At 70.4% G+C, this 12,612-nt stretch carries 14 protein-coding genes; 4 read left to right on the top strand and 10 right to left on the bottom strand.

The genetic code is table 11. From position 1 onward, the window contains the following. Window positions 1–117 precede the first annotated feature (117 nt). Complete coding sequence (locus tag V2S66_RS33110) at window positions 118–351, top strand: hypothetical protein (protein ID WP_330800586.1); 234 nt, start codon at window positions 118–120, stop codon at window positions 349–351. A gap of 101 nt (window positions 352–452) precedes the next feature. Here V2S66_RS33110 and V2S66_RS33105 read toward each other — a convergent pair whose 3' ends face one another. After that, window positions 453–815, bottom strand: coding sequence for a hypothetical protein (locus V2S66_RS33105; RefSeq protein WP_330800584.1), 363 nt, complete (start codon window positions 813–815; stop codon window positions 453–455). Between the two features lie 459 nt (window positions 816–1,274). Between V2S66_RS33105 and V2S66_RS33100 the strand changes: the two genes are divergently transcribed. Genes V2S66_RS33100 through V2S66_RS33090 form a run of 3 tightly spaced genes read left to right on the top strand, consistent with a single transcriptional unit; the run spans window position 1,275 to window position 2,908 of the window. Continuing rightward, window positions 1,275–1,532 carry a hypothetical protein gene (locus tag V2S66_RS33100; RefSeq protein WP_330800582.1) on the top strand — a complete coding sequence of 86 codons (258 nt, stop codon included), beginning with the start codon at window positions 1,275–1,277 and terminating at the stop codon, window positions 1,530–1,532. Beyond that, entirely contained in the window at window positions 1,507–2,034 is a 528-nt protein-coding gene (locus V2S66_RS33095; protein ID WP_330800580.1) for a DUF6879 family protein, read from the top strand. The genes V2S66_RS33100 and V2S66_RS33095 overlap by 26 nt, the downstream gene beginning before the upstream one ends. A gap of 19 nt (window positions 2,035–2,053) precedes the next feature. Next, window positions 2,054–2,908: a helix-turn-helix domain-containing protein gene (locus V2S66_RS33090; protein ID WP_330800578.1), complete on the top strand. Its 855-nt coding sequence runs from the start codon at window positions 2,054–2,056 to the stop codon at window positions 2,906–2,908. 167 nt (window positions 2,909–3,075) lie between these two features. On the opposite strand, the gene V2S66_RS33085 is transcribed toward V2S66_RS33090, so the two are convergent. The 9 genes from V2S66_RS33085 to V2S66_RS33045 all read right to left on the bottom strand — a co-directional run bounded on the left by V2S66_RS33085 (window position 3,076) and on the right by V2S66_RS33045 (window position 12,593). Next, window positions 3,076–3,342 (bottom strand): hypothetical protein, encoded by a 267-nt coding sequence (locus V2S66_RS33085; protein ID WP_330800577.1) that lies wholly within the window; start codon window positions 3,340–3,342, stop codon window positions 3,076–3,078. Between the two features lie 112 nt (window positions 3,343–3,454). Continuing rightward, a complete protein-coding gene (locus V2S66_RS33080) occupies window positions 3,455–3,712 on the bottom strand; it encodes a hypothetical protein (protein WP_330800575.1) in 258 nt (85 codons plus the stop codon). After that, the gene (locus tag V2S66_RS33075; RefSeq protein WP_330800573.1) at window positions 3,705–4,145 is read right to left on the bottom strand and encodes a hypothetical protein; all 441 of its coding nucleotides are present in this window, start codon (window positions 4,143–4,145) and stop codon (window positions 3,705–3,707) included. The genes V2S66_RS33080 and V2S66_RS33075 overlap by 8 nt, the downstream gene beginning before the upstream one ends. A 1-nt stretch (window position 4,146) precedes the next feature. After that, window positions 4,147–4,404 carry a hypothetical protein gene (locus V2S66_RS33070; protein ID WP_330800571.1) on the bottom strand — a complete coding sequence of 86 codons (258 nt, stop codon included), beginning with the start codon at window positions 4,402–4,404 and terminating at the stop codon, window positions 4,147–4,149. A gap of 2 nt (window positions 4,405–4,406) precedes the next feature. Continuing rightward, window positions 4,407–5,408: a GH25 family lysozyme gene (locus tag V2S66_RS33065; protein ID WP_330800569.1), complete on the bottom strand. Its 1,002-nt coding sequence runs from the start codon at window positions 5,406–5,408 to the stop codon at window positions 4,407–4,409. A gap of 68 nt (window positions 5,409–5,476) precedes the next feature. After that, on the bottom strand, window positions 5,477–5,716 hold the full coding sequence (locus V2S66_RS33060) for a hypothetical protein (protein ID WP_330800567.1): 240 nt from the start codon (window positions 5,714–5,716) through the stop codon (window positions 5,477–5,479). Between the two features lie 24 nt (window positions 5,717–5,740). Continuing rightward, window positions 5,741–6,277: a hypothetical protein gene (locus V2S66_RS33055; protein ID WP_330800565.1), complete on the bottom strand. Its 537-nt coding sequence runs from the start codon at window positions 6,275–6,277 to the stop codon at window positions 5,741–5,743. A gap of 10 nt (window positions 6,278–6,287) precedes the next feature. Next, entirely contained in the window at window positions 6,288–9,125 is a 2,838-nt protein-coding gene (locus V2S66_RS33050) for a hypothetical protein (protein ID WP_330800563.1), read from the bottom strand. A 9-nt stretch (window positions 9,126–9,134) separates the two neighbouring features. Next, the gene (locus tag V2S66_RS33045; RefSeq protein WP_330800561.1) at window positions 9,135–12,593 is read right to left on the bottom strand and encodes a phage tail tape measure protein; all 3,459 of its coding nucleotides are present in this window, start codon (window positions 12,591–12,593) and stop codon (window positions 9,135–9,137) included. Between the last annotated feature and the right edge of the window lie 19 nt (window positions 12,594–12,612).

Raw genomic sequence — 12,612 nt, 5'->3', positions numbered from 1 at the left:
ACGGGCCCCAGTTCAGAGCGCATCTGGGCTGGGGCCCGCAGCCTTTTTGGCGGCGCAAGAGGGCTCTGCTGGCCCCCTGCTGGCCCGAAGGGTAGGCGATCAAGGAAGGGGAGTCGCATGGCAACAGAGGATCTGCAGACGCTCCGAGAGCGGTACGAGACGCTCCTGCGGCAGTACGTGGACGCGGCGCTGAGGACGCAGGAAGCGCTGGGCAAGCCCCATGCGCTGGGCAGCGGACATGTACCGACGATCTCGGGCGACTGGATCGAGGCTGTCGAAGCCGAGCGCGCGCTTCAGCCGGAGTACGAAGCCGCCCGGGACGCGTACTGGCAGGCAGCCGGCGGGCGTTAGGCGAACACGACGGAGCCCCAGCCGGTGAGGGCCGGGGCTCCGCTTGCAGCCGCACCGCGACGAAGGGGTACATCGGTACGGGGCGCTTGGGGGCGGTTCGGTCAATCGGCCGGCTTCTTCTGGGTGAGGGGCATCATCGCGACGATCGCCTCGGCTGCGGCCCGCTGCGGGTCGTACAACTCGAAGGTGTGCCGGCCCTCGTGCTGGTCGTACAGGCCGCAGCCCTCGGTGTCGTCCGCGCTCGATGTGGTGCAGTCCAGCAGCCTCTGCAGGTGCGCGGTGCCCTCGTCCGACCACACGGCCCAGACGGCGTCGTCGCCTTTCTCGCTGGCGACCAGGCCGTGGTGTGCCCCTACGTGGAGGTCCTGGATCATGCAGGACGGCACGTCCTGGATGCCGAAGAGCCCGGCGTCGGGCTCCATCTCAATCGCGCCGAGGACCAGTGCGATCGGTAGCAGGGTCACCTCGCGGCAGTGCCGCGGTGCCTCGCGCCCGGGGCGCGTCACTCGGCGCTCGCCGGGCGCCGGGCGGTGCCGCCTCCGGCGTGGAGCCTGCACTGGCACGGCGGCCATGCCGAGGTCGCCAGCGGCGCTCCTGCGGGCATCGCGACGGCCGGGCGGGACTCCGTTTCCTCGCCGCGGGCGTTGACCCGGCGGACTCGGATTGTCAGGCCGGGATGGGTAGTCTGCTCCATGCTGCGCCCCTCGCTGGCGTGGCCAATCCCCGGACCGTGTGGCGCGGTCGCGGGGCATTTCCGTGCCTATCGACGCTAGGGGCCCGATGTGCAGCAGCGTGAGCCGTGTGCAGATTTGTACACGAGTAGGCATCGGGCCACGTCGCGGACCTGGCGGCCCTCTTGACGGTGTCCATCAGCCCGGTGACCGTGGTGCACAGAAGTGCACGCCCCGCGATCGGAGGCTGACATGTCGTTAGAGTTCATCGGAATCGACCCCCAGACCGGAGACGGCGAGAGCCCCACGGTGTGGATCGACCAGGAGAAGCGCGAACTCGTCTTCCAGGGCTGGAAGCCGGACGCACAGACCGAAGCGGCCTGCGCGGCATTCGAAGTTCCAGGGCACGCCGTCGGAATCCCGGACCACGAGGCCGTGGTGCGGATCCCCGCCAGGATGGCCCAGATGATCAGGGAGGCGTGCGATGCCCTCGAACGTGCCCAGCTTTGACGAGTTGCTCGACGGCGCACAGCACTCCGCCGTGCACCTCGAGATGCGCGACGCCTACGCCGTCGACTACGAGGCCGGCCCGTTCGCCGACTGGAAGGCCGGCCGCCAGCTGAGCCCGGCAGACCAGGCGTCGTGGTGGCGGCCCTGGCTCGACCTGATCGAGCGGACCGTCGCCCGCGGCGTCACCGTTCGCCGCGCCCGCATCGTGTCCGAGCCGGTCAGCGAGTACATCCGGTACGAGCACTCCGGGACGTTCACCAACGTCGCCGCGGGCGAGCAGGTGCGGTGGCTGCCGCGCCGGCAGGCGAGCACGATTGCGCTGCCTGGCAATGACTTCTGGCTCATCGACAGCACGCTGATCCGGTGGAACCACTTCACCGGCGACGGGCAGTCCGCAGGCGGCGAGATCAGCGACGACCCGGCCGCGGCCAAGCTGTGCGCCGACGCCTTCGAGGCCGTCTGGCAGCGCGCCATCCCGCACGCCCAGTACACAATCCGCTGAGCCAGAACACCGGTCGGTCATGCCCGCATCGCCCTCATCCTCCGCCCAAGCAGCGCGCGCCGCAGTCGCCCGGCGGCTGCGAGACCTGCGCAAGGGCGCGGGCTGGACCGTGGTCGAGCTGGCCGACCGGTGCGGCTGGTCACACGCCAAGACCAGCCGCATCGAGAACGCCCGGACCGCGCCGTCGACGAAAGACATCCGGGCGTGGTGCCGGGCCACCGGCGCCGACGCCCTGGTCGACGACCTGATCACGCAGTCGCTCCACGCAGCATCCATGTATGCCGAGTGGCGCGACGAGACCCGTCGGGGCCTGCGTGAGCTGCAGGACAGCTACGGCCGGCTGTTCCGGGAGACGGCGCTGTTCCGGGTCTACTCCTCATCGCTCGTGCCCGGCCTTCTCCAGACCGAGGGCTACGCGGGGGCCATTCTTCGCCTCAGCGCCGAGTTCCAGGGGCTTCCCACGGACGACAGCGGAGCCGCCGCGCAGGCCCGCGTGGATCGCTCCCGCATCATCTACGAGGCGGGGCGCCGCTTCCTCCTGGTCGTCGAGGAAGGCGTGCTCTACCACCAGATGGGCACGGAAGACGCCATGGCCGCACAGCTCGGGTTCCTGCTCACCGCCGGCGCGCTGCCCGCCGTCTCGCTGGGGATCATCCCGAAGGACACCGCGGAACGCAGCCAGTGGCCGCGAGAGACCTTCCACATCTACGACGACCGGCTCGTCTCCGTCGAGCTGGTGACCGCCAGGGTCCGGATCACGCAGACGAACGAGGTCGGCCGCTACGTGCGGGCCTTCGAGCAGCTGCGGAAGATGGCGGTGTACGGCGCCGATGCTCGCGCGCTCATAGTCCGGGCGATCGATGCCTTGCGGTGAGCCCCCGCCGTGCTGTTGACGGGGGCGTTCCACCGCACTGCCCACGTGGATGGGATGCCGCCACGCTACGCCCCGGGTCCGACAAGGCCCGGCATGCCTAACCGCAGCGGTTAACCATGCTGGTCAGAGCGGGTGTGAGAATGGGCGTTATTTTATAACGGTTGTTCTCACACGTCCGCGCCGGGCAGTTCCGCCGTAGTGTCGACGCGACGGAAGGTCAGCGTCCATCGCAGTGCCGCCTTGGCCATTCCCGGGCCCTGAGTCTGCTGCTGATGCTCCAGCCTCCAGCCCTCGCCCTCGATCTTGGTGACCCATCGGGCGATCACGGCTGGCTGCACGTTGTGGAGTTGGTGGACGTACACCGTGTCTCCGCGTTCCCGCGCTGCTATCGCGCCCTTTGTCATGCGCTTGTGCGCCCACTCCTTCAGCCCCACGGCATTCCCCTCCCAGGCGATTGGCGGCAGACACTACAGGCGCGAGATGGGTTGAGGTGGCCAGTAATGACGAAAGCCCCCGCCCCGTCCCGAAGGACAAGGCGGGGGCTGTTCACTGCCAGGGCAGGAGTTCGAGTTCTTCCGGCGGCTCGGGCGGCGGCCCGGCCGCGCCCGGCTGAATCGTGGCGGCCCACCGGCGCAGGTCCACGTAGGCGCGCGCCAGGAGCTGGCGCTGCTCCCGTTCGTGCGACAGCTCCTTGTCGAGCCGCCGGGTGATGGTCGTGAAGCTCGACCTGCGGGACTGCCGCCACGCCGCTGTTCCCCCCAGCAGCGTGGCGGCCGCGGTCCCGAGCGCGCCCAGGTCAATCACGGGGCTCCCCCCTCTTCTCGTACAGTGCGGCCACCACCCAGGCTGGTTCGGCCATGCCCGCGGTCAGGACCACGAAGGCGGCGAAGGCCAGCCACGCGGCAGCAGAACCGCTGGCGGACGGGTAGCCGCCGGTGATGGCCGTGCGGGCGTAGGTGATGCCCCACAGCACCGCGGGCGCCGCCAGGGCGGCGAACCCCGGTGCCTGGTAGCGCATGCGTCGGCCCAGGCCGGCGAGGATGGCGACCGCGCCGGCCGCGACCCACACCCAGCCGAGGTCGGACAGCGGCACGTACCGGGTGATCCCGGCCAGTCCCCGGGACCGGCCGTAGGTCGGGTCGGTGCTGATGCTCCGGCCGTAGACGATCCAGCCGACGCCGAGCACGGCTAGGGCTGCGGGCCGCAGCCCGCCGACCGCCCGCACCGCGGCCCGCACGTCACACCCCCTTGGTCAGGCTCGCCGAGTTCGGGTCGCCGACCAGGCGGGCGAACAGGCCCTTCAGGACGGAGACGCCGGCCGCGGCCCCGGCGGTCGCGGCGGTGTACCACATGCTGCCGTTGAGGGGTTCGGTGACGACCAGGCCGGCGACGAAGCCGCCGAGCGCGGAGGTCAGCACCCGCTCCAGCAGATCCTTGCCGTAGCTCGCGGCCTGCTTCTCGATGGTGCCGACGGACGGCAGTCCGATGTCGCTCATGGTCAGTTCTCCTTCAGGGTGTTGGACAGGGTCTGGCCGAGCTTGTCCAGCGCGGCGTCCGCGCCGGCCACGGCGGCGGCCTCGGCCTGCTCGGGGGTGAGGACGCTGCCGTCCTTCACCGCGGCGAGCAGCTGCGTGACCACGCCCAGGAGCGCGCCGATCTGGGCGAGGCCCTTCTGCGAGGCGGAGTTCGCCTGGAAGGCGTCCTTGCCGATCTCCCAGAACAGCGGGCGCGGCCCGACGGTCTTGTCGTCGGTGGTGGTGGGGTTGTCGATCGGGCCGAACACGGCGCCGGTCTGGGTGAACCGCTGGTAGACCGCTTCCGCGATCTCGGCTGCCGTGGGCATGGAGTCGTCCTCCTGGACGGTCGGGGTGCCGCCGGCCCACGCGCGCAGCGCGGCCGGGGACTGGTAGATGACGGTCTGGTCGCGCGGCACGGAGGCGAACTGCCAGCCCCACACGGCGTGCCCGGACGGCGCCGGGCGCGCGGCGGTGGCGGCTTGGGCGAAGGAACGTCCCTGCACCGGGTACGCCGGGTACCAGAGGAAGTCCTCGTTGCCGGGTAGGTGCCCGGCGGCGATGTCGTCGCCGCTGGTGTAGATCCCGACCTTCTGGCCGGGGAACGAGCGCTTCACCGCGGCGATCCAGTCGTGCGCGTACTGCCGGACCTGGGCCGAGGTGACGCCGGCGTAGTTGCGGGCGCCGTCGGGGTAGCGCTCCAGGTCGAGCGCGTGGACGAACAGCGAGTTGCTGGCGGCCGTGCGGACCGCGGAGGCGTAGTTCGCGGCCTCCAGGACGGCGGGCTGGTTCGGCCAGGCGAAGTGGTAGCCGCCGGGAATCAGGCCGCCTGCCTTGACGTCGGCGATGTGCCGGGGGAACCAGTCGTCGTGGCTGTGCTGGCCCTCGGACGCCTTGGCGAAGCCCAGGTGGGCGCCGAAGGACCGCCAGGGCTGGTGGCTGGCCTGGTTGTTGGACACGTCTACGGCGAACGAGACGTCGGCCATGTGCCCTCCTCGGGCATGGCGAAGCCCCCGGGCCAGGCGGCGCGAGGGCGGGGCGGGTGAGGGGAAGGTCAGGCGAAGATCGGCTCCGGGTCCGCGAGGTTCGCGGCCGTCATGACCGTGTTCTGCACGGCCTTGAAGCAGCTGACGCTGCGGGGCATCCCGACGGGCAACTCCACGGTGCGCAGCGCGTGGGCGATGGCCAGCGCGGCTTCGTCGGTCAGGGCCGGGTCGGTCAGCATGAAGTTGAAGGCGTCGCCGCCGAGGTTCCCGGTGATCTCGTACTGCGTCAGGGTGCTGGTGTCGCTCACCGTGGACTCACTTCCGGTTGGGGGTCAGCGGCTGATCCACAGGACGCACAGGCTGGGCGCGAAGACGCCGCCGCCGGTGGTGCTCAGGGTGGTTCCGGCGGTGTGCGCGGCCATCGCCTCGACGTAGTCGGTGCTGCCGTTCATGGTGACGAAGGCGGACGTCTGCATGCCGCACAGGACGACCTGCGAGGGGTCGAAGCTCACGCCGCTCCCGATGACCGCGGCGCCGTTGAGGCCGACCTGCAGGCGCCGGTCGCCGGTCGCGTTCGCCGACCAGCCGACGGTGGCGATCACGAAGTACGTGCCGGGCACGGTCGCGGTGTACCGGCTGGTGTTGGTGACCGTGGAGTGGCCGCCGTCGAGGTCGAAGCGCTCGGTGTCCAGCGTCAGCGCCGTCATGGCGTTCGAGCCGGGGATCGACTGGCTAGAGGAGGCGTACCCGGCGAAGACGGGCGCGCCCAGGGCGAAGTTGTTGAGATCCCTCACCTGGGCGTTCCACAGCGCCGAGGTCTGGTAGATGCCCGGGGTCTCGGTGGGCGGGGAGGGGACGGTGCGCCCCACGGCGGCCTCCTCAGTAGGCGAAGGTGACGGCGTCGAACGCGGACACGGCGTCGAACGCCGCTGGGTCGGTCACACCGGCCGGCATGGGCTCGCACACGACGCCGCCGGTGGTGTGGGTGTGGATCGTGGGCGCGGTCAGGTTGATGACCGCGGTCGTCCAGCCCGGTGCGGTGGCGCCGACGGACAGCACTGTCACGGGCTCCGGGACGCTGCCGCCGAACCCGAGGATCAGTTGCTGGCCGGCGGCCAGCTGGCTGGAAAGGGGGTTGGTGTTGTCCTGGCTGTTCTTCACGGTGATGCTCGTCGCGCCGATCGCCGCGCCGGCCGACAGCGTGGTGTGCCAGGCGGCGAAGCGGCCGTAGACGAGGGTGTCCGCGCGGGAGCACTGCAGGATCAGGACGGCCTCGCCCTTGTCGTCCTGCGTCCAGTCGAGCTTCTCCACGAAGCACTCGATCTGGATGGCGGGGGCTCCCAGCGGCCGGCGCATCACCCGCACCCGCACGCCCTGCTCAAGGGACAGGCAGACCGGCCACAGCGCCGGGTACGCGCTCGGGTGCAGCTTGAGTGCGGCCACGCGCGTCGAGGGCTGCGCGTATCGGCTCTTGATGTAGTTCGCCGCGTCCTGGCATTCCAGCGGGTCCACCGCGTTGACCGTGCGGGTCAGTGTGCGGGGGAAGTACGACTTCACCGAGGCGCTGTCGGTGGCGGTGAAGACCTGCCCGGTGCCGTCCTGGGTGACCTGGGCGATGCCGCCCAGGTGAGTGGAGTCGAAGTCCGGCTGGCAGTCCTCATAGGGGTACTCGCCCAGGTCGGAGCGCTCGCCGAACACGACGGTCGGGACGAGCTGGTTGTACCGGGCGGTGCGGGCCTGGAACGTCACGGTGCCGGCGGCGTCCACGAAGTGCGCGCCGCCCTCGGTGTCGACACAGCCCTGCAGGGCTGTGAGCGCGTCCTGCCCGGCGAAGGCCGCCGGGCCCATGTCGGTTGTCTGCCCAGCCTGCAGGCGTGTCGCGCCGCCGTACCCGGAGTAGCGCAGGATCCGCCGGTATCGGGCGTCGGTGGATTCCCCGGCGCACGCCTGTTTCCAAGCGGAGTACAGGTTGTCGCAGTCCGTAAGGGTGAAGGCCACAGGGAATTCGGCGCAGAAACTGAGATCTCCCGCCCAGTTGAATACGGTGCCACCGCCGTTGGTCCGGTCGACGTAGTTACCGAGGGCATCCGAGACGAGGAGCGTGGGCCAGTTTCCGCTCCCCACGACGTTGGAGAAGGTGTGCGCATAGCCGTCCAGCCGGACGATCAGGCCGTCCGCCGCCGCGTCGTAGGCGACCATGCCGATGTGCCAGTTGCCGTCATCGGCCTCTACCTCCGGAACGGCTTTGGAGTGCTGGCCGCTTCCCGCTACGGGGCCTGCGGAGACGATCTGGAAGGTGCCGTCGGGTGCGATCAGCCATTCCAGGGTGTTGCCGATGACTGGCCGCTGGGCGTCGAAGCAGCTCCACATGATGGTGCTTTGCGTGCGCGTGGCTGGACCGGTGTACCGGAAAGCCAAGACGCGCGTCCAGCTTCCGGCGAGGGCCGGCCCTTTGATGCCGACGGCGTCCAGCGCGATGAATGAGGCTGCGGCCAGGAGGTTCGTTGCCGGGCTGGCGTTCTGGACGTGCATCACGGGACCTGCTGATCCGGCGAAGACTCCGTTCACGGTGTCGGTGGCGGTGACGCTCGTGCCGAAGGTGACCGTGCCGGCGCCGTACTTCCCGTGCGCGACCGGGGCGGGAGTGTAGGTGCCCGTCGCGTCGGCGACGGTCGTGCTGCCCGCGGGGTCGTCAAGGCGGAACAGGAAGCGGGGGCTGTGGGACTGGATTTCTGCGGTCAGCGGGTCCGGGAGCGTGAACTGCGACAGGAGCGCGAAGGAGTCCACTCCGGTGGGCTGGACTACGCCGCGGGTCCCGCCGTCGAGCCAGGTCGCCGGCCACTTCTCCACGAACTGGCTCATGACCGGGGACCAGACGCCGGGCTGCACCCACGCGGACGCACTGCTGCCCTTCTCCAGCTGCCACCCGTCGACCTGCACCTGCGCGGTCGCCCCGGGCGCGGTGACGATCTGCACGCCGGTGAACAGCGCGGCCGAGGTGGCGGCCGCGGTCGCGGTGAGGGTGATCTGCGTCCACGCCGCGGTCGCCGATCCGACCAGCGACGCCGTGCTGCCCACCGCGGTGGTCGCCGCGGCGTCGGTCGCCGTGCGGGTCCGGAACCCGGCGGCGACCTGCACGGTGGTGCCCGGGGTGACGTTCCGGACGCGGAGCTGCACCGTGTATGCCTGGCCGGGTAGCACGCCGGGCTGTGCGGTGTAGCAGATCCACTGCGCGGCGACGGCCGTGCTGGACACGGCGAACTGGGCGACGGTAGCGCCCTGCCAGGCCGTGCCGGAGGCGACGAAGCTGCCGCCGGTGCCGTCGGTGTCGGTGAGGATCCGCGGCCCGGTGTCGCTGCCGTCGATGACGCCGAGCGGCTGGCCGCCGACGTCGCCGCCGGTGGCCTGGGCCTGGGTGAGGAGGTTGATGGTGGGCGGCCACTGGGCGCGCCGCCGGATCGGCTGGAAGGGCTTGATCCGCCCCGCGTAGGGGCCGGCCGTGTTGTCGGGGTCCAGGGAGCCGTCCTGGTTGGGCAGGACCATCGAGCAGGTGCCGGCCTGTACCTGGTCGAGCTGGTACTGCCGGCCGCGGCCGGTCGCGAACTGCCCGATCGTCTTCACCTCGACGTAGCGGTCCGGGGGGATCTCGCCGCCGTTGGCGTCCCAGTACGGGCCCCACGCGGTCTCGATCAGCGGCCAGTTCGGATTCAGTGCCACGTGGGCCTCCTATCGGACGTAGGACGGGTAGGTGGCCGGGTTGCGTGAGCCGAGGTCGAGCAGCCCCTCCTGGATGGCGCCGACCAGCTGCCGGTCGGTCGTGACATGCCCGGCCACCGGCACGGTGATGTTGTAGGTGACGGACGGACGGCCGCCGGTGACGCCCAGCGCTCCGATGCCCAAGCCCTGGCCGGCGACCGCGCCGCCCATCGCGGTGACCGCGGCGGTGGCGTGGTGCGTGCCGGCTGCGATGCCCTGGGCGAGGCCCTGCGGGATGAACTGGCCGAGGTCCGCGAACACCCGCGAAGGCGAGCGAATCCCGAGCGCCTTCTTGATCGCCGCCTGCATGGATTGGGCGATCCGCAGCATCTGCGCCTCGATCGCGGCCTCCTGCGACTGCAAGCCCCTGATCAGGCCCTTCGCCGACTGGATGCCCGCCCCGTACATGCTGTTCGCGACCGCGGCCCCGGTGTTGTTCGCGGCGCCCTGCAGGGACGCCTGCATCTGGTTCATCGCCGCGATCTGGCTCTTGGAGCCGCCGTCCAGCGCCAGGGCCGTCGCACCGGCCTGGTCGACGCCCGCGGTTGCGAGCTGCTGAATCAGGTCGGAGCGCAGGCCCTTCTTGCGCAAGTCGTCCAGCTCGGCGGCGAACTGCTGCGCCGCCTGGACGCGCTGCTGCATCTGCGCCAGGACATCGCCCGCGTTCACGCCCCGGCCCTCCTCGGGGCTGGCGGTGATGATGCTGGCGGACTGCATGATCCCGGATGCGACGCTGGCCTTCTCCGACGCCCAGGACTTCTGCAGGTCGGCGAGCTTCTTCTGCGCTCCCTTGAGCTGGTCGGCGACGCCGTCGCGGTGCCGGGCCAGTGCGAGCAGCTGGGAGTTGTCGCGGGCGACGGCGTTCTGCAGGGCCCGCTGGTGGGTGCCGAAGTCCGTGTAGAGCGACTCGGCGATCCGTCGTCCGGCTGCCTTGACCTGGGACTCGGTGCCGGTCAGGCCGCCGACCAGACCGGCCACCACGTAGGCGCCCAGTGCCCGGAACTTCTTGCTGGGGCTGTTGATCTCCAGGGCCTGGGAGAACGCGGTGACGGTGCCGCCGGCCATGTCGGTGATCGCGGTGTGCGCCAGGTGCGCGTTCGTGGCCACCCCGAGCGCGATGCCCTCGGGGATCGCTGACCCGACGTGGTCGGCGAACAGCTTCGACGGGCTGTTGATGCCGAGGAAGGACTTCGCCGACGACAGGGCGTCGTGGGCGAGGTTGCCCAGTTCGGACTTCAGCTGCCCGCCGGAGCCCTCGACGCCGTGGACGATGCCCATCACGATGTCCCGGCCGATCTGCTCGAACTTGCCGCCGATGCCGGTCACCGCGTTGTAGGCGCCGTTGAGCTGGCTGGAGATCGTGGACTTGATGCTGCCCATCAGCGTCTTGATCAGGCCCCAGGCCGCGGACAGCGGCCCGGTCATCGCCTTCTTGATCGAGGTGAAGAGGCTGCTGGCCGTGCCGTAGATGCCCGACCACAGGGCGGACAGCCAGTGCGCGGCGGTGGTCCACAGCGACTTCAGCAGGCCGTAGACCTGCTGCATCGGCGTGATGATCGTGATGCGGATCGCCGCCCACACGACGCCCGCCACCACCTGGATCCCGGCCCACAGCGCGGACAAGAACGCGGAGATCGCGCTCCACACCGAACGGGCCACACTGAAGACCTGCTCGTGGAAGTGGTTCCACAGCGCGACCAGGCCCGCGATGAACGGGAAGAAGATCACGAAGAGGAGGGGCCACCACTTACGGAACCACCCGCTGATCGCGTCGAACACGGCTGTGGTGGTCGCCCAGATGCGGTTCCACGCACCGACGACCGGATCGGCCACCATGTGCCAGGCCGAGACGAAGAACCCCGCGACCGACCGCCACGCCCCCATGACCGAGTTGACGATCGAGTTCCAGATCGCGGTTGTGTGCGAGGCGATGTCGTCCCACGCGCCGGACAGCCACTTCCCGACCGAGGACGCGACGGCCTTGATGCCGTCCCAGACCTGCCGCCAGTGCATCGCCAGCAGCACGAGTTCAGCGATCAGCAGGACAATGCCCAGCACGATCCACGTCATCGGGTTCGCGGCGGCGGCGATCGCCATGTCGACCAGCGCTGCGGTCGCTGCGATCAGAGCGAAGACGAGGATGCCGCCGATGATCCCAGCGGCGATCTTCGCGGCCATCGCGTGCTGGGTGAGCCAGGTCGCGCCCTTGGCGAGCGCGCTCACCATCGCCTGGACATAGGGCATCAGGATCTGCCCGATCTGGATGCCCATCGCCTGCAGGCTGGCCTTGGCCTCGGCGGTCTTCTGGTTGAAGTTCTTCTGGACGTCCGCCCAGCCCTCGACGGACTTCCCGCCGGCGCGGACGTGCTCGGCGACGCCGGCGGTGTTGCGCTGGAAGTCGGCCATGTGCGGGCCGGTCAGCTGCAGCGCGGCCATCATGCTCTTGGTGCCGCCGACCATCGTGGCCAGCGAGCCGATGTACGTCTGCTGCGTGGGCGGCAGGTTCGCCAGAACCTTCTGGAAGTCCGTCGCCGACTTCGCCGCGCCGCGCAGGTGCTGGATGATCACGGTTCCGGCCGGGCCCATGTGCGCCTGGATCGCGTCGGTCAGCGTCGTCAGGGTCGCCGCTAGGCCCTTGGTGCCCAGTTCCTGGGCGACCTGCACGGAGGACAGGCCCAGGTTCTTCATCTCGTCGGCGGCCCTCGCCGTGGGGTTGGACAGCTGGCCGATGGTCTGCCGCAGGTAGGTCGCCGCGACGCGCGCGGGGGTGCCCTGCGCGGTCATCGTGGCCATCGCGCCGAGAATCTCGTTGAGGCCGACCTTGGCGGCAGCCGCCGTCGGCAGGATGCTGCTCATCGACCCGGCGAGGTCTTCGAGGTTCGTCTTGCCCTCGGACTCCGTTGCGATCAGCGCGTTCATCGTCGGGACGACCGAGGCCGCCCCGGACTTGTAGGCGTTCATCGCGGTGGTGACCGCGTCGGTGGTGGTCTTCAGGTCCGCGTTGCCGACCTTCGCGCCCTCCGCCGCGGTCCGCAGCACGTTCAGCGCCGCGGTGCCGTGGTAGGACGCGGACTCGGTCATGTAGAGGCCGGCGGTCAGCTCGGACGTGGATTGGCCGACCTGCCCGGCCATGGCCAGCACGCCGCTGGAGACGAGCTTCATGTTGTTGGCTGCCTCGCCCGCGCCGGTGCGCACGCGGGTCATCTGCTGCTGGAAGTCGCCGGCCATCTGCACGGTGCGGCGCGCAACCTCGCCCGCGGCGACGCCCAGGCCCAGGATCGCGGCCTTGCCGAGCATGCCGGTCTTCTTGAAGGAGCCGGCGCCCTCGGCGTCCACGGTGGCCAGCTCCGTCTTGACGCCGCGCACCGCGGTGCTGACGCCGGTGGTCTTGCCCAGGAACTCGATGAACACCGGGGGGAGAGCGCCCACGGCGGCCACCCCCTCTCTG

The organism is Actinacidiphila polyblastidii, assembly GCF_036353415.1.
GTDB lineage: Bacteria > Actinomycetota > Actinomycetes > Streptomycetales > Streptomycetaceae > Actinacidiphila > Actinacidiphila polyblastidii.
Note: the sequence above shows the minus strand (reverse complement) of the source record. Positions and strands in the feature narration are given on the sequence as shown.

What these genes read in the sequence shown, in the direction of transcription:
- V2S66_RS33110 (WP_330800586.1), top strand. Translation starts at nt 118, where the DNA reads ATGGCAACAGAGGATCTGCAGACGCTCCGAGAGCGGTACGAGACGCTC.
- V2S66_RS33100 (WP_330800582.1), top strand. Translation starts at nt 1,275, where the DNA reads ATGTCGTTAGAGTTCATCGGAATCGACCCCCAGACCGGAGACGGCGAG.
- V2S66_RS33095 (WP_330800580.1), top strand. Translation starts at nt 1,507, where the DNA reads ATGCCCTCGAACGTGCCCAGCTTTGACGAGTTGCTCGACGGCGCACAG.
- V2S66_RS33090 (WP_330800578.1), top strand. Translation starts at nt 2,054, where the DNA reads ATGCCCGCATCGCCCTCATCCTCCGCCCAAGCAGCGCGCGCCGCAGTC.
- V2S66_RS33070 (WP_330800571.1), bottom strand. Translation starts at nt 4,404, where the DNA reads ATGAGCGACATCGGACTGCCGTCCGTCGGCACCATCGAGAAGCAGGCC.
- V2S66_RS33065 (WP_330800569.1), bottom strand. Translation starts at nt 5,408, where the DNA reads ATGGCCGACGTCTCGTTCGCCGTAGACGTGTCCAACAACCAGGCCAGC.